General features: G+C 63.4%; 15 protein-coding genes and 1 tRNA gene. 11 read left to right on the top strand and 5 right to left on the bottom strand.

The window, feature by feature from the left end; genetic code table 11:
• Positions 1–951 precede the first annotated feature (951 nt).
• The 4 genes from ACFQDI_RS11410 to ACFQDI_RS11395 form a co-directional block, all read right to left on the bottom strand.
• Positions 952–1,524, bottom strand: a complete 573-nt coding sequence (locus tag ACFQDI_RS11410; RefSeq protein ID WP_377166573.1) for a hypothetical protein — start codon at positions 1,522–1,524, stop codon at positions 952–954.
• 89 nt (positions 1,525–1,613) lie between these two features.
• Positions 1,614–1,688 (bottom strand) — tRNA-Cys (locus tag ACFQDI_RS11405).
• 193 nt (positions 1,689–1,881) lie between these two features.
• Positions 1,882–2,958, bottom strand: a complete 1,077-nt coding sequence (gene queG / locus ACFQDI_RS11400; protein ID WP_377166581.1) for a tRNA epoxyqueuosine(34) reductase QueG — start codon at positions 2,956–2,958, stop codon at positions 1,882–1,884.
• A gap of 328 nt (positions 2,959–3,286) precedes the next feature.
• Entirely contained in the window at positions 3,287–5,050 is a 1,764-nt protein-coding gene (locus tag ACFQDI_RS11395; RefSeq protein ID WP_377166571.1) for a dynamin family protein, read from the bottom strand.
• Between the two features lie 161 nt (positions 5,051–5,211).
• Here ACFQDI_RS11395 and ACFQDI_RS11390 point away from each other — a divergent pair, with 161 nt between their 5' ends.
• The 6 genes from ACFQDI_RS11390 to mdoH all read left to right on the top strand — a co-directional run bounded on the left by ACFQDI_RS11390 (position 5,212) and on the right by mdoH (position 16,793).
• Positions 5,212–6,210 carry a hypothetical protein gene (locus ACFQDI_RS11390; RefSeq protein WP_377166569.1) on the top strand — a complete coding sequence of 333 codons (999 nt, stop codon included), beginning with the start codon at positions 5,212–5,214 and terminating at the stop codon, positions 6,208–6,210.
• A 158-nt stretch (positions 6,211–6,368) separates the two neighbouring features.
• Positions 6,369–11,762 (top strand): beta strand repeat-containing protein, encoded by a 5,394-nt coding sequence (locus ACFQDI_RS11385; RefSeq protein ID WP_377166567.1) that lies wholly within the window; start codon positions 6,369–6,371, stop codon positions 11,760–11,762.
• Between the two features lie 80 nt (positions 11,763–11,842).
• A complete protein-coding gene (locus tag ACFQDI_RS11380; RefSeq protein WP_377166565.1) occupies positions 11,843–12,469 on the top strand; it encodes a tetratricopeptide repeat protein in 627 nt (208 codons plus the stop codon).
• A gap of 129 nt (positions 12,470–12,598) precedes the next feature.
• Positions 12,599–13,936 (top strand): DUF1501 domain-containing protein, encoded by a 1,338-nt coding sequence (locus ACFQDI_RS11375; RefSeq protein ID WP_377166563.1) that lies wholly within the window; start codon positions 12,599–12,601, stop codon positions 13,934–13,936.
• A 137-nt stretch (positions 13,937–14,073) separates the two neighbouring features.
• A complete protein-coding gene (locus ACFQDI_RS11370) occupies positions 14,074–14,652 on the top strand; it encodes a hypothetical protein (RefSeq protein ID WP_377166561.1) in 579 nt (192 codons plus the stop codon).
• On the top strand, positions 14,649–16,793 hold the full coding sequence (mdoH, locus tag ACFQDI_RS11365; protein ID WP_377166559.1) for a glucans biosynthesis glucosyltransferase MdoH: 2,145 nt from the start codon (positions 14,649–14,651) through the stop codon (positions 16,791–16,793). The genes ACFQDI_RS11370 and mdoH overlap by 4 nt, the downstream gene beginning before the upstream one ends.
• 340 nt (positions 16,794–17,133) lie before the next feature.
• Here the strand turns inward: mdoH and ACFQDI_RS11360 are convergent, their stop codons facing one another.
• Positions 17,134–17,445: a hypothetical protein gene (locus tag ACFQDI_RS11360; RefSeq protein ID WP_377166557.1), complete on the bottom strand. Its 312-nt coding sequence runs from the start codon at positions 17,443–17,445 to the stop codon at positions 17,134–17,136.
• A 132-nt stretch (positions 17,446–17,577) separates the two neighbouring features.
• Between ACFQDI_RS11360 and ACFQDI_RS11355 the strand changes: the two genes are divergently transcribed.
• From ACFQDI_RS11355 to ACFQDI_RS11335, 5 genes are all read left to right on the top strand, one after another.
• Positions 17,578–18,675 carry an alpha/beta hydrolase-fold protein gene (locus ACFQDI_RS11355; RefSeq protein ID WP_377166555.1) on the top strand — a complete coding sequence of 366 codons (1,098 nt, stop codon included), beginning with the start codon at positions 17,578–17,580 and terminating at the stop codon, positions 18,673–18,675.
• A 213-nt stretch (positions 18,676–18,888) separates the two neighbouring features.
• Positions 18,889–19,644, top strand: a complete 756-nt coding sequence (locus ACFQDI_RS11350) for a DUF899 domain-containing protein (protein ID WP_377166553.1) — start codon at positions 18,889–18,891, stop codon at positions 19,642–19,644.
• Positions 19,645–19,685: 41 nt separating this feature from the next.
• Entirely contained in the window at positions 19,686–19,937 is a 252-nt protein-coding gene (locus ACFQDI_RS11345; RefSeq protein WP_377166551.1) for a hypothetical protein, read from the top strand.
• The gene (locus ACFQDI_RS11340) at positions 19,934–20,293 is read left to right on the top strand and encodes a YciI family protein (RefSeq protein ID WP_377166549.1); all 360 of its coding nucleotides are present in this window, start codon (positions 19,934–19,936) and stop codon (positions 20,291–20,293) included. Before ACFQDI_RS11345 ends, ACFQDI_RS11340 begins: the two co-directional genes overlap by 4 nt.
• A 3-nt stretch (positions 20,294–20,296) precedes the next feature.
• The gene (locus ACFQDI_RS11335) at positions 20,297–21,568 is read left to right on the top strand and encodes an RNA polymerase sigma factor (RefSeq protein ID WP_377166547.1); all 1,272 of its coding nucleotides are present in this window, start codon (positions 20,297–20,299) and stop codon (positions 21,566–21,568) included.
• Position 21,569 lies beyond the last annotated feature (1 nt).

The raw sequence follows: 21,569 nt of genomic DNA, 5'->3' as shown, positions 1-21,569 counted from the left end.
AAGTGGAGTTCAAGCATCGTTGGAATGTTCAAATAATGTTACACAAAAATTTTAATACATATGCCTGTAAATGAACCTGCCAAAAAACGAATCCTGCCCTTAATCAAGTGCCATTCATGCCTGGCATCTTATTCACGCCGGTATTGAATTAGTTATATCCATCTTGGCCCTAATCAGGAGTCATTGCCTGCATTTTTTATGTACCGCAACATGCTTATCGAGGACGTATTCCCACGTATCGCAGTGGAATCTTCCAAGTCCTCGCTGCATACGCGAGTGAGTCAGAGTCAGGGTGCCAGTATATTTCTGTCACCGGTTCTGATTCAACGATAGGGGCAAGCAAAATAACCTTCGTCTCCCGCTGGGTAAGCTTACAATCGACCAAAAAGAAGTGTTCGAGGAAAGTATTAGCAACTCTGAAACAAGTCAGGGCATCCTGTATAGTCCAACCATCCATTGCTCGGGAAATTTTCAATCTGCTTGTCACATCCTTCTCTCCATGTTGCTCGGTGTCGGTGATGTCAGTCCATACAACCCGTGACCGCTTTGGGTGTACTGTGCAATCTCGAAGCACCTTCAAGTCCGCTGCGTCCTGTGCATATTTAGCCCTCCGATCGATGGCCCGTTTTCCACCGCTTCTGGTAAACAAGTAGAAGTCAAACTTCGACATTGTGGGGAGCTTGTCTAAATCGTTGTACAATGCGGAGGGCAACTTCAACGACATCAGGCAACAGTTGGCCGCCGCCTCGAGCAGTAGCGTCGAGAAGAGGACAACTGTCCGAGAAATACTCCGCTCTTTGAGAGTCTGCGACCAATGAAGCAAGGTTGCAGTGGTCTCGAGTAATTCTTCAAAGGCCTTATCGTATTCAGTTTCGGTCGCCATGGGTTAGACTCGGTTTCTTGGCTTCACTACTTTGCACCCTCACCCATTTCCCCTTTCTCTGTTCGGGGTCACGCCTGATACAGACTGGCAAAGTCCGCGGCGGAAGAGAAGGACAGGCGAAACAGGCCCTGGAGGCCGACGGTGGTGGTGAGGCGTCCGTCCGCCACGCCGCTGACGGGCCTTTCGACTTTGTTGAAACGGAGGGTCATGCGCGTGAGCATCTCGGAGGGGAGGACGGTTTCGAGGCTGAAGGGGGTGGAGCGCTCTGCGAGCAGGACGTGATCTGAACCGGTCCAGTTGAGGGCGCGCAGCCAGGGGTGGAGCTGGACGCCGAGGTCGAGGATCTCGAAAGCCCGCCGCCCCTGACGCTCCTCGGGAGGATAGAGATCGGGGTGCTCGGCGATGAAGTCATCGACCGTGAGGATGGCCCTGACGCGTATCTGGGAGAGGATGTGAAGGGCGCCGTCTCGAACCGCCACGGGATAGATGATCTCTCCGGCCTTGACCCCGGCGCGGATGAAACTGGGCTGGGTGGTGTGAGGGCCGCCAAAGAGAAAGTCGATGCTCCTGCCGATGAGGTCGTGCTTCCGGGCGATCCTGATGCGGTCGCTGTTCCAAAGCACGGTGTAGGCATTGCTCATATCACCAAGTGAGGCGAGAGAGTTAGATCATGGTGCGCACTTTTGCCAGAGCTTCGTGGGAGACTTGTGCAACCTTTTGAGAAGGTTGGTGGAGGCGAGGGCGGGAATTGAACCCGCGCATACCGGTTTTGCAGACCAGTGCATTACCACTTTGCTACCTCGCCGTTCTCGATGTCGAGAGCAGGCGATGGTAGCAGGGACGGGAGGGCTGTCAAGGATGGGGGCGCCTGTGGCGCGTTTGCGATGGTTGGCTGTGGTTGGCGATGGCTGCCAGAGAGCCTGAGACGGAGACGCCGGGGCGTTCGTTTCAGGGAGGGCGGCTACGGCACTGGTTAGGCTCTGGAGAACCACCGCCAACTACGGCAAACCATGGCCAACGGCTTGGCCGCTGGCTTCCGCGCGCGCCATGATCTCCGCGATGGCCCACGCCGCGTGTTCGGAGATCAGCGGGTTCTCATCCCCCGCTGCTTTCTCCAGCGCGGGCAGGTCCTCGGGCCCGCCGGTGTTGCCGAGGGCAACGCAGACGTTGCGGAGGAAGGCGGGGCGTTTGATGCGCTTGATGGGGGATTTGGCAAAGAGGGCGCGGAAGGTCTCGTCGGTGAGGGAGAGGAAGTCGCGCAGGGTGTGCGCAAAGATGCTGGCGCGGGCTTGGAAGGTGGCTTCGTGGGAGGCCTGGGCGTGGCGGTTCCAGGGGCAGGCATCGAGGCAGGAGTCGCAGCCATAGATGCGGTCTCCGATGGCGCGGCGGAATTCCAGCGGGATGGCGCCTTTGCTCTCGATGGTGAGGTAGGAGATGCAGCGGCGCGCGTCCAGGCTGCGTGGGGCGGTGATGGCCTGGGTGGGGCAGGCGACGATGCAGCGCGTGCAGGTGCCGCAGCGGTCGGGGCCGGGGCTGTCCGGCGGGAGCTCCAGCGTGGTGAGGATGTCCGCCAGGAAGAACCAGGTGCCCAGGTGGCGGTGGATCTGCATGGTGCTTTTCCCACCCCAGCCGAGGCCGGCGAGGCTGGCGAAGTCGCGCTCGAGGACGGGGCCGGTGTCCACATAGGGGCGCTGGGTGCCGCCGTGGGCGGTGAGGAAGTCACTCAAGGTGCGGAGTTTGTCCTGGATGAGGTCGTGGTAGTCGTTGTTCCAGGCGTAGCGGGCGATCCTATACGGAGTTTGCGGTTGTTGGCGGTTGTTGGCAGTGGTTTGCGGTTGTTTGCCGGAGGGGTACGCGGTGCCGCCTTGGTAGTAGTTGAGCGCGAGGACGATGACGCTCTTGGCGCCGGGGAGTACGAGCGTGGGGTCGGTGCGGCGCTCGGGGGTGCGGGCCAGCCAGGCCATGTCGCCGTGCTTGCCGGCGGCGATCCACTGCTCAAACAGCGCACGATGCGCCGCCGGCTGCGCAGGGGCGATGCGGCAGTCGTCAAAGCCCAAGGCGCGGGCCTCGGCGATGAGGGCGGCTTTGAGCTCCGAGGCGGAGAGTTGGCTGTGGTTGGCGATGGTTTGCTGTGGTTGGCGGTTGTTTGGAGGGCCGGAGACGCTGAGGAGGGGGAGGCGCGTTTGGGGAGATACGGGGGGCGTTGAGTGGGGCGGATAGGTCTGACAGGACCGCTACGGCACATCATAGGAGGTAGCCGACGGCACGGCCGAATTTACTTCAGCGCGGGCTCACTGGCTACTGATTCACCGATCCACGGACGCACCAGTCTTCCTGCTCTGCTGGGAAACCATTGCCAACAACCGCCAGCTATCGTCAACAACTGCCAGCTTCCCCTTTCCTCTACTTTCCGCCGGCGGGCATGAGGACGCGGATCTGCTCTTCGATCACGCTGAAGGAGTCCGAGAGCTGCTGCAGGCGCGCGACGTGCGCGGCCTGCTCGTGCTCCAGCTGCGCGGCGCTGGCCTGGGCGGGGTTGAGCGTGTCGAGAAATTTGGTGAAGCTGTTCGTCACGTCTTCGGTCACCTGCTTGGAGAGCATCTCGCGCAGCTTGGCGGAGGACTCCTCCAGCTTGTCCAGGATGGCGTTGCGGGCGGTGGCCAGCCTCACCTGGGTGAGGAGGTACACCACGGCCATGAGCAGCAGCCCGGCACCGAGGGCGATGCCCGCGCTGGTCAGGTCATCCAGCCAGCCGCACAGGGCGGTGCCGAGAATGACGGGGACGACCAGCCGGGGCAGCCAGCGCGCGGTCACGCGGGCGCTCTCCAGCCCGGGCTCGATGTCTTCATCCAGCTTCAGCCCGATGACAAAGCGGCGCAGCGAGGAGTCCACATGGGTGCCAAAGCGGCGGCGCAGCTCGCTCTCCTCCTCGCCGTAGTCGTGGGCGGGGAGGGAGACGTCTGGGGGAAAGAGGGTGCCGCGGCCCTGGGCGTAGAGGTAGCGCTCGAACTGGTGCACATCCTCCTCCAGCACCAGGGAGACCTGGCGCCAGCGGTCGCCGGTGCGGTGCTGCAGCTCCTGAAAGAGGCGGTGGTCCAGGCTTTGCGGCCGGGCGCTGTTTTCACTCTCGTCATCGGCGTCTTTGCGCTGAAAGGCCTTGCGTGTGGTCAGGGCGTCATTGGCCAGGCCGGCCACACGCAGCACGGACTCGTGGTAGTCGCGCTCGGTGGCATCCAGCGCAGGGAGGATTTTTTTCAGCGTGCGGTCCACCTGCATCTCGCGCTCGGTCTGCAGCTCCTGCAGCACCACGGTCCTGCGCTTCGCCTGGTGCATGCTGGCCACGTGGCGCTCGCGCATGTCGCTCAGGATCTGGCGCGCCAGGCGCATGGTGCTGGCCAGCTTGTTGAGGCGTGCGGCGTTGTGGCGCACGATGGAGGAGATGTGCGCCTCCAGGTCGTGAAAGCCGCTGTCCTGGAGCAGGCGCTCGCGCTCGATGCCGGCATCGCGTGCGAGGAAGGCCTTCTTCGCGGAGACCGCAAAGAGCGGGAAGTCGCGGCCAAAGCGCTGGCGTGTTAGCTGGCCCATGTAGTCCGTGATGACCTGGATCTCCTCCGGGCTGCGCAGGTCGCTCTGCTGGAGCACGAAGATGACGTGGCGCATCCAGTCCCGGTGGACTTTTTCCAGGAACTGCCACGCAGAGGCGCCCCAGGGGTTCATCGCCGAGAAGACGAAGATCACGAGGTCAGCGATGGGCACAAAACGCTCCGTGATGAGCTGGTGCTCGTTTTCCACGGAGTTGGTGCCCGGGGTGTCCACGATGTGGAAGTCGCGCAGGAAATCGACCGGGGCATACACCTCGTCGAGCGTGGGCGTCACGGGCTGGACGCTGTGCTCTTCGCCATGGCGGAAGAAGAGGATCTTGCCCGTCGTGGGCACGACGCCCGTGCTGGAGAAATCCTGGCCGAAGAGCGCATTGAGAAAGGTGGACTTGCCCACATTGACCTCGCCGACGACGACGAAAACGAACGGCTCCTTGAGGCTCGCGATGAGGTTGTCCAGGATCGCCGCAGATTCGGGGTCGCCACCGGATTCACGCAGGGCGGCCGTCAGAGCCAGGAGGTCTGTGCCGATGCGTGAGCGCAGTTCGAAGTAGTCGTCGCCTATCATGAAAGGGGGTGGGTGCAAAGTGCCGCGTGCCATCGGCACCGCAACTCCACTTCGGATGCAGCGCGAAGTTTAAGCTGCCAAGCATAAAGTTTGGCGCAGGTCCTGTGGGTGCGGTCGGTTTTCCCTTTTCACTTTGGCTGCTGCGCACTACAGGGGAGGCCTTGACTGCCGAAACTCCAGCCCGCGAACCCGCAGACGTCCGGCGCACGCCCTGGTGGCTGTGGCCGCATGTGCTGAGCCTGGAGGCGCCCGTCGTGGCGGTGCTGTGGCAGGCGGCGCTCGCGCATGCGCATGGCATCCGTCTCACGCCGCTGCTGGGCGCAGGCCTGGCGCTCGCCTGCTGGGTGGTTTACCTGCTGGACCGCACGCTGGACACCCTGGCGGTGAAAAATGTCGCCGAGCTGGATGTGCGGCATGCCTTTTACCACCGCCACCGCCGTGTGCTGCTGCTGGGTGTCATTCCGCCGGCGCTGCTGCTTTTGGGGTGGATGGCTCTCTGCGTCATTCCCCAGGGCGTGCTGTGGCAGGCGCTGGCGCTGGCGCTTCTTGTGGCGCTCTACCTGGCCTCGTGGTCCGCGCAGGGCAGCCGGGTCTCGCGGGATGTGTTTGTATCCTGTGCCGGGCTGGGCGGCGTCCTGCTCCTCTCCCGCATGCCGATCTCCAGCGGAACCAAGTTCACGCTGAGCCTCTTGGTGCTGGGGGTGATGGTCCTGTCTTTTCTGCGGCAGCTCGACATCCGCATGGGCAATGTGCTGCCCAAGGAGCTCACGGCCGCGCTGCTCTTTGCCATGGGCTGCACCACCAGCACGCGCTTTTTCGCCATGCCGGAGACCATCGCCGAGCCCGTGCTGGAGTGCCTGCTGCTGACGCTTCTCTTTGGGTGCAATCTGCATGGCATCACCTGCCGCGAGGCCGGGCTGCAGGACGAGCACAGGCATGCACGGCTGGTGCTGGGCACGCTGGGCTTTGTGCTGGCGGTGCTCTGGGGTGTTGAGCTGGGCCTGCTGCAGCACTCGTTGTTTGGCCCCGCACGCGCAGCCCTCGGCGCGGTGCTGCTGCACTCCGTGGTGCAGGCTGCGCGCCGACGCTATTCCGTGGAAGCCTACCGTGTGCTGGCAGACGTGGCGCTCATCCTCCCGCTGCCGCTGGCATGGTGGTGAAAAGGTCGGGATAAAGGAGTGGAGAAACGCCTCGTAGCGGAAGCCGCCACAGGGAATTTCCTGCGTTTTCAAACAAGGTTGAACACCCGGGTTGGAAGGACTATGGCGAAAGTCCCCTCCCCCACTGCGCGTCCCCCGCGCATTCCGAAAAAGCCCCCATGTCCGTCGTTTCGCGTCTTCGTCGCCTCGTCCTCGCATTCTCCGCCTCCAGCCTTCTGCTTGCCCAAACCGCCGCACCTGCGGCGGTGCTGGTATATGCAGACTTGGACGGCACAGCCAACTGGAACACCTCTGAGCAGGCCTGGACAGATTCCGGCACGCCCAGCGTGTGGATCTCCACCAGCAGCGCCGAGTTTTCCAATGGCAACGCCGCCAATCTGGTCACGCTGACCGAGGCCATCAATGCAGCATCCATCAGCCAGTCCGGAGCCGGGACGAAGACGACCATCGGCGGCAGCGGCCAGACGCTCACGCTTTCCGGTGGCGGTGCGAATCCGGTGGTGGCCAACAGCAGCGGGGCAGACCTCACCTTTGCCTCCGGCCTCACCATCCAGCAGAACCCGGCCACCGGAGGAGCGGCGCAAAGGTGGAATGCAGCGAGCGGCTCCAACATCATCGTCAATGCCACGCTCAGCGGCGCGCTGAGCGGCGGGCTGATCAAGGAAGGCGCAGGCGTGTTGCAGCTCAATGCAGCGAACAATTACTCCGGCGCCACCTATCTCAGCGCCGGCGTGCTGCAGGTGGGAAATGCCACCGCGCTGGGCACCAGCACGCTGACGTTTCAGGGCGGCACGCTGCGCTACGGCGCGGCCATCACCGGCGGCCTTTCCACCCAGTTTGCCGCGCTCTCTGGCAGCGCCGCTATTCTCGACACCAACGGCTTCAGCATCACCCTCGGCAGTGCGATCACCGGCACCGGCGGCCTGGTCAAGCAGGGCAGCGGCATCCTCACCACGACGGCAGGCAGCACCTACACCGGCGGCACCACAGTGGAGGCGGGCATCCTGAGCAGCGGTGCGGGCACGGGGGCCAATCCGTTTGGTGCCAATGGCAGCATGATCACCGTGAAAAACGGCGCCACGCTGGACCTCAACTGGACCAACGCCGCCAACTACGCCTCAACGTATCAGCTCACCATCGAGGGCAAGGGCGTGGCGGACACCTCTGGCACCGTCTTCGGCGGCTACGTCGGTGCGCTCACCTCCTCCGGCAGCTACAACAACACCTCCACAGCCTTCAGCAGCATGCTCCTCACCGGAGACACCACCATCTCCGGCCGACTTGGCACCACCGGCACGCGCTATGGTGTGCCGGCCAACATCGACGCCCGCGTGCGCGACTCCGGCGGCAATGTCATCGCCAACCAGTATTACACGCTCACGATTGTGAACGGCAACGCCGTAAGCTGGCGCGGAGCCGCCGCCAACAACGTGTATGTGGGAGACATCCGCCTGGAGCAGGGCCGCCTGTGGGCGGACCAGGACAACTTCGGCGACAACAATTTTTCCATTTACATCAATGCCAACACGCTGGGCTCGACCACCATCTGGGGCGAGCTGGGGAACTGGCTGGGCACCCGCACGGTGGCCAAGAAGACCGTCATCACCGGCGGCCTGGTGGCGCTGGAGGGTTATCAGGGTTCCAGCGGGGTGAAGATCGACTACGGTGCGGTTTCCACCTTCACGCTGAGCGGCCAGATGACGCTGAATGTCTCGGCGCTGGCTGACAACCGCATCTCCGCCACCTATTCCGTGCGTGATGCCAAGGTGACCGGCCAGATCACCGGCTCAGGCGGTTTCCGCTACATCGGTGCCACCGCTGCGCTCACGGACTGGGACCCCACCTACACCACCTCCGCCACCATCAATCGCTACAGCGTGCTGTACCTCACCAACAGCACCAACAACTTCACCGGCACCATCAAGCTGGACAGCGGCGTCATCCGCATGTCCGACGGCACCGCCAGCGGCAAGCTCGGCGGCGGCAGCAATGACTTCAGCTTCAACACCACCACCGCCCCGGCCATCCTCGACTTGTTTGGCACCAGCCAGAGCATCGGCGCGTTGAACGGTGCCAGCGCCACCTTCCATTTTGTCCAGAACAACCGGCAGAACACCACCTCCACCCTCACCGTGGGGAGTGGCGGCGCCAGCGGCAGCTTTGCCGGCGTGCTGCGTGACTACGCCGCACTGCCCGCAGACAACACGGCCATCACCAACGAAGGTGCCACGAACGCCAGACTCGCCCTCGTGAAGACCGGCGCGGGCCAGCAGGTGCTGACCAATGTGAGCACCTACACCGGTGGCACCACCATCAACGGCGGCTCCTTGCAGATCGGCACCGGTGCCACCGGGCAGAGCACCGCACGCTTGGGCTTTGGCTCCTTCACCGTGAACAATGGCGGCATGCTGCAGGGCAACGGCATCGTCGGCTTCGCCGGACTCACCAGCACCATCGCCTCGGGCGGCACCCTCAGCGTCGGCACCTCCACCCAGACCGGGCTGCAGTACCTCACCGTGGACGGCACGCTGAATGTGGCCGGCACGCTTTCCTTTGACCTCTGGGGCGCCAGCAGCGGCTCCGGCAGCCTGGCCAACAGCGACTTCCTCACCTTTCTCGCAGGTTCCTCTTTCAGCCTCGGCAGCACCGGCGTGCTCAACATCACCGTCAAGGCGGGCGCGGGAGACTCCACCACCTGGGCGGCGGGCACCTGGTTCCAGTTGTTTGATTTTGGCAATGTTGCTTTGGGCAACCGCAGCGTGGCACTGGACAACACCGCCAGCTGGGTGCTGCCCGCGTTGAACAGCGGACTCGTGCAGTGGGATTTCTCCCGCCTCGCCACTGAAGGCCGCATCTACGTCGTCGCCAAAGCCGCCACCCCGACTCTAGTGTTCGACCCCGCAGATTCCTTCACCGGAACCGCCGAGTGGAAGACGACCCCAGGTTACCTCGCCTGGGATGATGCTGGCGTCGCAGGTGTCTCGCTGCAGGAGTGGGTCACAGGTGCCAACGCTGTCTTCAGCAACGGTGCGTCGAACTCCCTCAGTGTGGTCGAAAACATCTCCGCCAGCAGTCTTTTCCAGTCCGCCACCGGCACCATCACCACGATTGACTCTGCCAACGGCAGCGTGCTCACCCTGAGCGGCACGAACCGCGTGGTGTCCAACACCAGCGGCACCACGTTCACCTTGGGCAGCGGCCTCACCGTGGACCTCACCGGCACCGAGAAGGAGTGGTATGCAGACGCCACCTCCCCCATCGTGGTGAACGGCATCATCATCGGCACCGTAGGCAGCTATGTGACCGGCACTGTCACCGGTGGCCTGATCAAGACTGGCGACGGCGTGCTGGAGCTGCGCGGTGCCAACACCTATAGCGGTGTCACCCGCCTGCAGGGGGGCACGGTGCTCGCGACGACGACTGCCGCCTTTGGCACCAGCAAGGTGGTGTTTGAAGGTGGCACCCTCAGGTACGGTGCGGCCATCACCGGCGGCTATTCCAGCCTGTTTGCCCCGCTTAACTACGGGTACATGGCGAGGCTGGACACGAACGGCTTCAATGTGACGCTGGACACCGCGCTGAGCGGCAGCAGCGGCCTGACCAAGCTGGGTACCGGCATCCTCACCGTGGCCGCAGGCAGCAGCTACACCGGCGGCACCGTGGTAGAGGCTGGTATTCTGAAAAGCGGTGCCACCGCTGTGAACGCCACCAATCCTTTTGGAGCCAACGGCTCGCAGATCACCGTCAAGAACGGTGCCACGCTGGATGTGAACTGGGCGGACGCCAGCAACTACAGCTCCGTGAAGTACAACCTGCTGGTGGAAGGGAAGGGCGTTGCAGATTCCTCCGGCACCATCGCAGGCGGCTACGTCGGCGCGGTGGTCTCCTCGGGCGCTGCCAGCATGACATCGTCCCCCTTCAGCCTCATCACCATGACGGGAGACACCACCTTTGCCGGCCGCTACCTGAGCACCGGAGCGCGCTGGGGCATCACGGCCATCAATGCCAACGGCTACAACATCACCTTCGTCAACGCCAACGGCCTGAGCTGGGCGGTCAGCACCGCAGGAAACGCGCAGAACGTGCGGGACATCTACATCGAGCAGGCCCACGTCTATGCGGACAGCACCTACTTCGGCGACGACAACTACAGCATCATCGTCGAGGCCAGCAAGCCTGGCGCCACGCTGTTCCGTGGTGAGCTGCGGCGCTACAGCAGCTCCGGCACCATCACCAAGAAGATCACGCTCAATGGCGGCATCGTGCAGTATGAAGGCGAGCCCACCAACGGCCTCGTGCCACGCACCTTCACCCTCGCCGGGCAGGTGACGCTGATGGACAACAACGCCATCGCCGCCAACCGCTTCAACAGCAGCGGCGTCAGCCGCGACATCAAGATCACCGGCAAGCTCACGGGTGCGGGCGGCTTTGAATACCAGGGCAGCACCGGCACTTACAACTACAACAACACCACGCCCACCGACCGCTACAGCGTGCTCACGCTGACCAACTCCGCCAACGACTTCACCGGCGCGGTGAACCTCATCCGCGGCATCATTCGCATGTCAGACGGTTCCGCCAGCGGCACCCTGGGCGCAGGCAGCAATGACTTCAACTTCACCACGGCAGCAAACATTGGCATCCTCGATCTCTTTGGCACCAGCCAAAGCATCGGCGCGCTCAACGGCAGCAGCGCCACCAACCACTTTGTGCAGAACAACCGCGCCGGCACCACCGCCACCCTGACGGTGGGGAATGGTGGTGCGAATGGGAACTTCGCCGGCGTGCTGCGCGACTACGGCGCACTGCCAGCGGGCAACGCCTCCATGAACGAGTCCACCTACACCGGAGACGGTGCCACAGGCGCAAAACTCGCGCTGGTCAAGACCGGCACCGGCACGCAGGTGCTCACCGGCGTCAGCACTTTCACCGGTGGCACTGTGGTGAATGGCGGCGTGCTGCAGGTTGGCTCCGGCAACACCGGCCAGAGCACCGCCACTCTCGGCAGTGGCGGCTTTACTGTGAACAGCGGCGGCACCCTGGCAGGCAATGGCATCGTCGGCGTGGCCGGCACCCTGAATCTGGTCAATGTCGGTGGCACCCTCGCTCCCGGCACCAGCACGCAGACCGCCGCCCAGCGCCTGGACATCTACGGCGGCCTCACCAGCAGCGGCACGCTGAGCTTCAATCTCTTCAGCGTGACCCTCGGCTCCGGCAGTGCGAGCAACAGCGACACCCTCAAGTTCCTCTCCAATGAGCAGATCACCCTCGGCGGCACGCTCACCCTCAGCAACAACACCGGCACCCTTTCCACCACCTGGACCGAAGGCACCTGGTTCCAGCTGGTGGACTGGAATGTCGTCACCACCGGAAACCGCAGCGTGAACTTCACCGACATCAGCCTTCTCCCCGCCCTGGCCGGCGGCCTGCAGTGGGATGTCAGCCAGTTCGCCACCGACGGCCGCATCTACGTCGTCGTGCCGGAGCCCGGCCGCGCGGTGCTGGTGCTGATGGGGCTGGCGCTTTGTGCGGTGAGGCGCCGCCGCCCCTGATGTGGCACGGATGACATCTTGCGTCCGTCTGCATGGTTGCATGAGTTCATGACGTCTTGTGTCATGTTCTGTAAATCCCCATGAAGCCTCTGCTAGCCCTCATCACCGCCCTTGTTCTTCCATCGCTGCTCCGCGCCGAAGACACGCCCAACGAGCTCTTCCGCCAGGGCGTGGACTTCTTCTTTGCCGCAAAGCCAAAGGAATCCGTGGCGGCGTTCGACAAGCTCATCGCGCTGGTGCCGGATTCCAAGCCGCAGCTCTGGCAGCGCGGGCTCTCGCTCTACTATGCGGGCGATTTCAAAGGCGGACGCGAGCAGTTTGAAGTGCACCAGACGGTGAACGGCAACGACGTGGAAAACGCCGCGTGGCACTTCCTCTGCATCGCCAAAGGAGAGGGCGTGGAGGCGGCACGCAAGGTCTTCATCCCCATCGAAGGCGACAGCCGCATCCCCATGAAGCAGGTGCACGAACTTTTCGCCGGCAAAGGCAGCGAGGAGGCCGTGCTGAAAGCCGCCGAGGAGGGTGAAGGCGAACGCCTGCGCAATCACCGCTGCTACGCCCACCTCTACCTCGGCCTCTACTATGAAGCCACGGGGGACAACGAGAAGGCAAAGGCGCACATGCTCAAAGCCGCGAAGGATTTCTCCATGGACCACTACATGGGCCGCGTGGCCCAGGTGCATGTGAAGCTGCGCGGGTGGGAGTGAGCGGGGGTTTCCCCACCCCTTGCGCCTCCCTTGCGCATCATTGCGCCTGTCTTGGCAGAGTGGCCTGCGGGCGCAACATGCCCCTCTCTCCCGTGGTAGGTTCGGGTGTTAACTCACCTCATCCGTCCCATGAAAATGCACCGTCTCTGCTCCGGCAATCACAGCAACCTTTTCACCACCCCTCAGGGTCGGCGTGACTTCTTGCAGGTGGGTGCCATGGCCGGGCTGGGCCTCACCCTGCCCAATCTGCTCAAGCTGCAGGCGGCGGATCTGGCCATGCCGGCGGTGGAAAGCTACAAGCCCATCGCCACCTCCATCATCCATATCTATCTCCCCGGCGGCATGGCGCAGCATGAGTCCTGGGATCCCAAGCCCTTTGCCTCGCCCGATTACCGCGGGCCTTTCAGTCCGGTGAAAGGCTCCACCGGCGAGTACGTCGGCGGTCAGTTTGTCAACATCGCCAAGATCCTCGACAAGATCACGCTCATCCGCTCCGTCACGCATGGGGAGGCGGCCCACGAGCGCGGCACGCACAACATGTTCACCGGCTACCGTCCCAGCCCGGCCATCAAATTCCCCAGCTTCGGCTCCATCATCTCGCACGAGCAGGGGCCGCGCAACAACCTGCCGCCCTACGTCGCCGTCCCCAACATGATCGCGCCCGACCAGGGCAGCGGCTACATGAGCAGCGCCTACGGCCCCTTTGCCCTCGGCAGCGATCCGGCGGACAGAGGCTTCACTGTGCGCGATCTCGCCTCGCCAAAGGATGTTGATGCGAAGCGTTTTGACCGCCGCCGCAATCTCCTCTCCGCCGTGGACGAGCACTTCCGTACCACGGAGAAATCCGACGGCCTCAGCGCCATGGACAATTTCTACCAGGCCGCCTACAAGCTCATCAGCTCTGACAAGGCCCGCGAAGCCTTCAATCTCAACGCCGAGCCCGACAAGCTGCGCGACGAGTACGGCCGCAACGCCGCAGGCCAGCGCTTCCTGCTCTCCCGCCGTCTCGTCGAGGCAGGCGTGCGCATGGTCTCTGTCAACTTCGGCAGCTGGGACCACCACTCCAACATCAAGAGCGCCTTTGAAAGCCAGGCCCCGCAGTTTGACGTGGCCTTTGCACGCCTCATCAAAGACCTCGATGAGCGCGGCATGCTCGACACCACGCTCGTGCTCGTCAGCTCCGAGTTTGGCCGCACCCCGCGCATCAACAGCACCAACGGCCGCGACCACTACCCGCGCGTCTTCTCCGTGGCCATGGCCGGTGGCGGCGTGAAGAAAGGCTTCGTCTATGGCAAGTCCGACGCCCTCGGCGGCGAGCCCGATGAAAACCCCGTCGGCCCCGAAGACCTCGCCCGCACGATGTACCGCCTGCTCGGTATCAACGCCAGCAAGCGCATCGTCGTCGAAAACGTGCGTCCGGTGGACATCGTCAACGGCGGCCGCCTGATCCAGGAAGTCATCGCGTAGGGCGTTGCGGAGGCATTCATTCTGCCCGGTTGCCTGCCTCCTGGCGCTGACAAGATCAAAAATGCGGAAACCGCAATCCCGGGCTTTCCACGGCATCAAAACTGCGCATTCTCCATGCGGTTCGGATTTGAACCTCCATGGAAGCAGTCAACATTCAGTTTGCCCCCGCGACAGGCACCGAGGAAGAATGGAACGAGGCGTATGCACGCCTCGCGGATTATTTCCGCTCGTATCAGCTTCACAACCGCATCCGCCGCACGCAGCTCATTCTCGAAACCCTGCGCAACGCGGCCAAGGCCCATGCGAAGGATCCCACGCGCACGCCCACGGCTCACTCCATCGAGCAGGCCCGGGTGATGCTGCGCGAGTGGCTCGGCTCCATCTACAGCGACCTCAATCTCAACGAAGCTCAGCTCGAGGCCACGGGCCGCCTCGGCTTCCACCTCGCCGGCGGCCCTTCGCGCTGGCCGCAGTTCTTTCTGGACGAGAAGAACATGCCCGAAGACATGGCCGAGGCCATGCGCTCCGCCATCCGTACCTCCGGCCCCGGCATGCAGGTCAGCAAGATGACCCCGCGTGACATCGACCTCGGCATGTTCACCGACGTGGCCGACGACACCTTTGACCGCCTCGGCCGTCATCCCATCCTGCGCTACTCGGTGCTCGTCATCATTGTCGGCAGCGTCTTGGGCTACCTTTACTCCCTCTTCGGATGAGCACCCCCGTTGGCAGCCAGACCGCGAACATTGCGATGACCGCCGGCATGCCGCCCAAGCACGTATCACGCACACGCCGCGCCACCTTTTTCTCCCTCGTCGGCCTCGGCACCATCGTGGGCGCCTGGCTTTCCTACATCTTCCTCTCGGAAAACGGCATGCGCCTTTCCGAATGGGGCCTGCTGCTGGTCTTCATCCCCCTGTATTACCAGCTCAATGTCGGCTTCTGGACCGCGCTCTTTGGCGTGTGGCTGATGAACCGCCCCAAGCCGGACCCGCTCAATCTCTGGCTCTCCCTCAGCGCGGATGACTTCGAGCAGCCCATCACGGCCAGCACCGCCATCATCATGCCCGTCTTCAATGAGGATGTGACGCGCGTCTATGAGGGCCTGCGCTCCATCTACCTCTCCCTGGAGGCCACCGGGCAGTCCAAGCACTTTGACTTTTTCATCCTCAGCGACTCCGACAAGGCCAGCCAGTGGATCGAGGAGGAGACCGCCTGGCTGGAGCTCTGCCGCCAGCTCAAGGCCTTCGGCCGCATCTTCTACCGCCGCCGCCGCAAGCAGATCAACCGCAAGAGCGGCAACGTCTCCGACTTCTGCCGCCGCTGGGGCAAACGCTACCGCTACATGGTCGTGCTCGACGCGGACAGCCTCATGTCCGGCGCACTGCTCACCAACATGGTGCGCATCATGGAAAAGAATCCCGGCATCGGCATCGTGCAGACGTTTCCGAAGCAGATCGCCGCAGACACGCTGCTCGGGCGCGTCATGCAGTTTGCCCAGGCCCTCTATGGCCCGCCCTTCATGGCCGGGCTCGACTACTGGCAGTGTGGCGAGGCCAATTTCTGGGGGCACAACGCCATCCTGCGCCTCGCACCCTTCATCGAGCACTGCGCGCTGCCGCCCCTGCCTGCAAACGCCCCCTTCGGCGGCCACATCCTCAGCCATGACTTCGTCGAGGCCGCGCTCATGCGCAAAGCCGGCTACGCCGTGCGCCTGCTGCCCACCACGCGCGGCAGCTATGAGGAAGGCCCCCCCACGCTGGTGGACATGCTCAAGCGCGACCGCCGCTGGTGCCAGGGCAACATGCAGCACCTGTGGCTGCTCTTTGCCAAAGGCTGGCACCCGATGAGCCGCATCAATTTCCTCCACGGCATCCTCAGCTACGTCAGCTCGCTGCTGTGGTTCTTCTTCCTGGTGCTGGCCACCTTCCTGGCCGCCACCCGCACGCCGCACGTGCAGCCGCAGGCCATCCTGGCCGAGCACATTCTTCTGGCCGTCACCGCCATGCTCATCTTCCTGCCCAAGACCGTCATCCTGCTGGATGAAGTCATCACCGGCCGCATGTTCAAGCCGCTCCGGCTGCGCTTCCTCACCTTCTTCAGCAGCCTCCTCGACACCGTGGTCTTCACCCTCATGGCTCCGGTGCTCATGATTTTCCATTCGCGCTTCGTGGTGTACACGCTCATCGGCAAAAGCGTCAGCTGGGTCACCCAGCGCCGCAAAATTGATGGCGGCCTGAACTGGAGCGAGATCCTCTTCACCTTCCTCAGCGTCACGCTGCTCGGCCTCGCCTGGGCGGTGGTCGGCTGGTTTGTCTCCAAGGCCTTCCTCATCTGGATCAGCCCCATCCTCTTCTCCCTGGTCATCTCCATCCTCGTGGCCGCCCTCGTTTCCAGCGGTCGCAGCGGGCGGCGCCTCGGCCTCTTCCTCACACCGGAGGAGCACGAGCCGCCCACCGTGCTGAAGACCATGCAGCAAAATCTGGAGGAGATCAAAGACCGCAGCCAGCTCCCCCCGGAGCTGGAGCGCCACTACGGCCTCATGCAGGTCTGCCTGGACCCCTACGTGAACGGCCTCCACGTCAGCCTGCTGCGCCGCCGCCGCACCATCGAGGTGTCATCCGCCTACCTCAAGGAGATCAGCCACAGGCTCATCACCCAGGGGCCTCAGACGCTCAATGCCCAGGAGCTCAAGGCGCTCATGCACGACACCGACACCGTCACCAATCTGCACTACAGCATCTGGAGCGCCGCCGACCATGAGCTGGCCCCCTTCTGGGCCACCGCCATCCGTCAGTACAACCTCGCCTCCACCAGCCCCTTTGCGCACACTCTCGCAAAGCAGGAGCTGGAATAGCTGCACGGCGGCCCGGAGATCATTCTCCGGAGAGCCATCTCAGACATCACGTTCTAGAAGCCGCCGAAGTTCCCGCCAAAGCCTCCCCCCTGGCCGCCTCCACGATAACCACCCAAGCTGCGGCGAACACGAGGACCATCATCATCGTTCCTGCTCGGGGTAGTCATGCACGCACTGAAGGTGCTGAGAGAAAGAACGACCGTCAGGAGAGCAAGCAGTTTGGTTTTCATGGGGGCAGTGGTTCGCATGAGATCCATCCGGATCTCTTCAGGCACAGCAAGCAATGACAGGTGAGTCAGAAAATACAACTTTGGCGCCCTAGGTCGTCCGCCGATTTTGGTTAGTGGTGGTGACCGCCAAAGCCGCCCCCGTGAAAGCCTCCCATGTGGCCGCCAAAACTGCCGTAATGGCCGCTGATGCCGCCGCCATGGAAGCCGCCAAAGCCGGGGTGGGCGTGGCTGTACAGAGGCCCGCGGTATCCGCCATAGGCGTAGCCCGGCCTGCCGTAGTAGTTGTTGTAAATGCCGTACCCGCCGCCGTAGTACCACGGCCGGTAGTAGTTGTAGCCGTACCCGTAGCCGCCGTAATAGCACGAACTGAGCGACCCCAGCGAGAGGATCGCTATGAGGAGGAAAAGGAGTTTTGTTTTCATAATCGCATTGGGTTCACCTGAATTCGACGCCACCCCGTCGGCAGCATTCAAAAATAATGCCTCCTCCCGGCCCACCCCGGCGCTGCATTCACGCTTCCCATCCGCCGCCCTTCATGCCAGCATCGCCTCACCATGAAGCTCCTTCCCGGTCTCGCCTTTGTCTTTGTCACTGCCAGCACCGCCCTCGCACAGCAGAAAAACGGGCCGGTCATTTCGCCCGAAGTGCTGGAAAATCACAGCGTCACCTTCCGCCTGCGCGCGCCGAAAGTCCAAAGTGTGGCCCTGCGTGGCCAGTGGAACAAGGAACCCGCCGAACTGACCAAAGACGCCGAAGGACTCTGGACCCTCACCCTGCCGGCTGTCCCCGCAGGTGTCTGGGAGTACAGCTTCATGGTTGACGGCCTTACGATGATCGACCCCGCCAATCCCGCGCAAAAGCCGCAGCGCAGCCCCACCTCCAGCATCCTGCACATTCCCGGCACACCGCCCAATCCCTGGGACTTTCAGGACGTGCCCCACGGCACCGTGCACCAGCACACCTACCTTTCCAAAGCCCTCAACAAGCAGCGCAGCGCCTGGGTGTACACCCCGCCCGGCTATGAAGCAGGCACACAGAAGGAGTACCCGCTCTTCGTCCTGCAGCACGGCTCCGGCGACCGCCACGAGACCTGGGTGCAGCACGGCAAGGCGCACTGGATCCTCGACAACCTCATCGCCGCCGGCAAAGCCAGGCCCATGATCATCCTCATGATCGACGGCCACCCCCTCGGCCAGGTGCCGCGTGACATGGCCGACCGCCGCGCCCTCTCGCTCGCTGCGTTTAAAAACGAACTCTTCACCGATGCCGTCCCCCTCGTGGAAAGTCACTACCGTGTCTCCAAAGACCCCTCGCAGCGCGCCCTCGCCGGCCTCAGCATGGGCGGCTGGCAGGCCCTCAGCATCGGCATGACCAGCCTCGACCGCTTCGCCTGGATCGGCTCCTTCAGCGGCGCGGTGGATGAAAATGAGATCAAACCCGCCCTCGATGACGCCACCGGCACCAACGCCAGACTCAAGCTTCTCTGGATCGCCTGCGGAGAGAAAGATTTCCTGCTCGAGCGCAACCACCAGCTCATCGAAAAACTCAAGACCACCGGCGTGAATCACGAATGGCATGAAACACCGGGAGATCACTCGTGGCCCGTGTGGCGCAATTATCTCACGGAGTTTGCGCCCAGGCTGTTTCGGTGAGGCAGTGTCTTCTGGAGCTGTCAGCGCTTCCAGGCGTGGCCGTCTTTGATCACATGGTCGCCATCCGCCACGGCCTCAGGAAAACATTTTCATAAATCTTGTCCTCCCCTGTCCTCGGCGGGCGGGTTCGTTGGTCGTGTCATTGAACGGAACGCTGCAGCAGACCGGGACAAACCAAAAACGAACACGCACACTCCCCCACCACCAACGACCATGAAAACGAAACACACCATCGCATCGCGGGCCGAATGGCTTGAAGCCCGGAAGGCGCTCCTCGCGGAGGAAAAGCAGCTCACCCGGCAGATGGACGCCATCAGCGCCAAGCGTCGCGCCCTCCCCTGGGTGAAGATCGACAAGGACTATCGGTTCGAAAGCAGCGGTGGCCGCGTTTCGCTGGCGGATCTCTTCTGCGGAAAGAGCCAGCTCGTCATCCAGCACTTCATGCTCGGGCCCGGCTGGGAGGAGGGCTGCCCCAGCTGCTCCTACATGGCCGACCACACCGACGGCATGCTGCCGCACCTGGCCGCGCGAGATGTCACGATGCTGGCCGTCTCCCGTGCGCCGCTGGCGGAGATCGAGTCCTTCAAGAAACGCATGGGCTGGAGCTTCGGCTGGGTGTCCTCCCACGGCAGCGACTTCAACCACGACTTCCACGTCTCGTTCACGGAGCAGGAGGTGGAGAGCGGCAAGGTGGACTACAACTACACCGCGCAGCCCTTTGGCAGCACGGAGGCGCCTGGCATCAGCGTTTTCCAAAAGGAGACCGATGGCACCATCTACCACACCTACTCGGTGTATGGCCGTGGCGTGGAGCTCATGATGGGCACCTACCGCATTCTCGATCTGGTGCCGAAAGGCCGTGACGAGGACAGCCTCGAATGGACCATGCAGTGGGTGCGCCACCACGACCGCTATGACTCTGGCACAACCTCCAAATGCGGCTGCCGCTCTGAGGAGGCCAGAGCATGAGCTTCCGGCGCTGCTGTCAGAGCACGAGACCTGCTGGGCGCATGAGAAAAGTTGCCGGCTGGCTGCTCCCGGGCACGGTGCTCGCTCTGATGCCCAAGTGCCCCATGTGCCTCGCGGCGTATGTGGCGCTCGGCACCGGCTTCACGATGTCCTACGCTTCAGCACACATCCTCATGCGCTCCCTCACCGTGCTTTGCATCAGCGCATGGATCATTTGCGCAGCGAAGCTGCTGCTGAAACACCTGCGCCACAAATCCTCGCTCAAACTTCGCCCCATCTGCTCAGACCCATGAAAACCGAACCCACCCATCAGTACATGTTTCTCGTCCGCGGCTGCTCATGCAGCGCCGGACACTCCGCCGAAGAAATGCAGGCCCACATGAAGACGGTCTATGACTGGATCGATGACCTCACCCAAAAAGGCATCTTCAGCGCCGCACAGCCGCTGACCCCGGAGGGAAAAATCGTCTCCGGTCCCGGCCTCGTGTCAGACGGCATCGCCGCTGAATCCAAGGAGTCCGTGGGCGGCTTCTTCATCCTCAATGTGGCATCGATGGACGAAGCCGTGCGCATTGCCGAGTCATCTCCCATGTTTGGCAACGGTGGCAGCCTGGAGGTCCGCCGCATCGCCGCGCTCACCTGTGACTGAGCCATGAGCCGGCAGGGCACCAGTGCAGGTGAGGTGGCCGCCCACTTCTTTCGCCACGAAGGCGCGAAGGTGGTCGCCACGCTCACCGCGCGCCTCGGTACACACCGGCTGCAGCTGGCGGAGGATGTGGTGCAGGAGGCCCTGCTGCGCGCGCTGCAGACCTGGTCATACCGTGGCGTGCCTGAAAATCCCGCCGCATGGCTCACGCAGGTGGCGAAGAACCTCGCGCTCAATGCCCTGCAGCGTGAGCAGCTCTGGAACGAAAAGCAGGACGGCATCGCCGCGGAGCAGGCGCGCTGGCTTGCCTCACCGGCCCAAGACATGAAGCACGAAACCTTTGCCGACGACACACTCCGCATGATGTTCGTCTGCTTTCATCCTGAGCTCGCAGCAGAGGCGCAGACGGCGCTGGCGTTGCGCACGCTCTGCGGCTTCAGCCCTGCCGAGATCGCCGCCGCCTTCCTCACCAGCGAGGCCGCAGTGGCCAAGCGCCTGGTGCGCGCACGGCAGCGCATCCGCGAGCTCGCGCTCCCCTTTGCCGTGCCGGAGCCGGCGGAGCTCTCCGCACGCCTAGGCGGTGTGCTGCACACCCTCTACCTGCTTTTCAATGAAGGCTACAAAGCCTCCACCGGCGACCGCCTCGTGCGCGATGACCTCTGCCACGAGGCCATCCGGCTTCTCACGCTGGTTACCGAGCATCCCTCCACCCAGGAGCCACGCGCCCTCGCCCTTCTTTCGCTCCTGCTGCTCAATGCCGCACGCCTGCACACGCGCACCGATGATGCGGGGCACCTCCTGCGCCTGCATGAGCAGGACCGCTCGGCCTGGGATCAGGCCATGATCCGGCGCGGCATTGCCTGCCTGCACCAGGCCTCGCAGGGTGGCGTGCTCAGCGTGTATCACATCGAGGCCAGCATCGCCGCCACGCATTGCCTGGCGGCCACGGCTTCCTCCACCGACTGGCCGCGCATCTTGCATCTCTACGATCAGCTCCTCGCCATCACCGGCTCTCCAGTCACCGCCATGAACCGCGCCGTGGCCGTGGCGCGTGTGCATGGCCCGCAGGCCGGGCTAGATGCCCTTCAGAGCATCAGGCAGCGCAGCCTGCTGGAGATCTCCCATCTCTACCACGCCATCCGTGGCACCTTCGCAGCCGAGCTCGGCCAGACCGAGACTGCGCTCGCCGATTTCAGGCAGGCCCACAAGCTCGCCACCCTTCCCGTGGAGCGCGCCTTCATCTCCCGGCGGATCGCGGAGTGCGGAGGTTCTGGCTAGG

The organism is Prosthecobacter fluviatilis, from assembly GCF_042655725.1.
GTDB lineage: Bacteria > Verrucomicrobiota > Verrucomicrobiia > Verrucomicrobiales > Verrucomicrobiaceae > Prosthecobacter > Prosthecobacter fluviatilis.
Note: the sequence above shows the minus strand (reverse complement) of the source record. Positions and strands in the feature narration are given on the sequence as shown.

Excerpts from the sequence above, each read along its gene's own strand:
- ACFQDI_RS11410 (WP_377166573.1), bottom strand. The coding sequence starts at position 1,524 with ATGAGCAATGCCTACACCGTGCTTTGGAACAGCGACCGCATCAGGATC.
- ACFQDI_RS11395 (WP_377166571.1), bottom strand. The coding sequence starts at position 5,050 with ATGATAGGCGACGACTACTTCGAACTGCGCTCACGCATCGGCACAGAC.
- ACFQDI_RS11385 (WP_377166567.1), top strand. The coding sequence starts at position 6,369 with ATGTCCGTCGTTTCGCGTCTTCGTCGCCTCGTCCTCGCATTCTCCGCC.
- ACFQDI_RS11380 (WP_377166565.1), top strand. The coding sequence starts at position 11,843 with ATGAAGCCTCTGCTAGCCCTCATCACCGCCCTTGTTCTTCCATCGCTG.
- ACFQDI_RS11375 (WP_377166563.1), top strand. The coding sequence starts at position 12,599 with ATGAAAATGCACCGTCTCTGCTCCGGCAATCACAGCAACCTTTTCACC.
- ACFQDI_RS11370 (WP_377166561.1), top strand. The coding sequence starts at position 14,074 with ATGGAAGCAGTCAACATTCAGTTTGCCCCCGCGACAGGCACCGAGGAA.
- mdoH (WP_377166559.1), top strand. The coding sequence starts at position 14,649 with ATGAGCACCCCCGTTGGCAGCCAGACCGCGAACATTGCGATGACCGCC.
- ACFQDI_RS11360 (WP_377166557.1), bottom strand. The coding sequence starts at position 17,445 with ATGAAAACAAAACTCCTTTTCCTCCTCATAGCGATCCTCTCGCTGGGG.
- ACFQDI_RS11355 (WP_377166555.1), top strand. The coding sequence starts at position 17,578 with ATGAAGCTCCTTCCCGGTCTCGCCTTTGTCTTTGTCACTGCCAGCACC.
- ACFQDI_RS11350 (WP_377166553.1), top strand. The coding sequence starts at position 18,889 with ATGAAAACGAAACACACCATCGCATCGCGGGCCGAATGGCTTGAAGCC.
- ACFQDI_RS11345 (WP_377166551.1), top strand. The coding sequence starts at position 19,686 with ATGAGAAAAGTTGCCGGCTGGCTGCTCCCGGGCACGGTGCTCGCTCTG.
- ACFQDI_RS11340 (WP_377166549.1), top strand. The coding sequence starts at position 19,934 with ATGAAAACCGAACCCACCCATCAGTACATGTTTCTCGTCCGCGGCTGC.
- ACFQDI_RS11335 (WP_377166547.1), top strand. The coding sequence starts at position 20,297 with ATGAGCCGGCAGGGCACCAGTGCAGGTGAGGTGGCCGCCCACTTCTTT.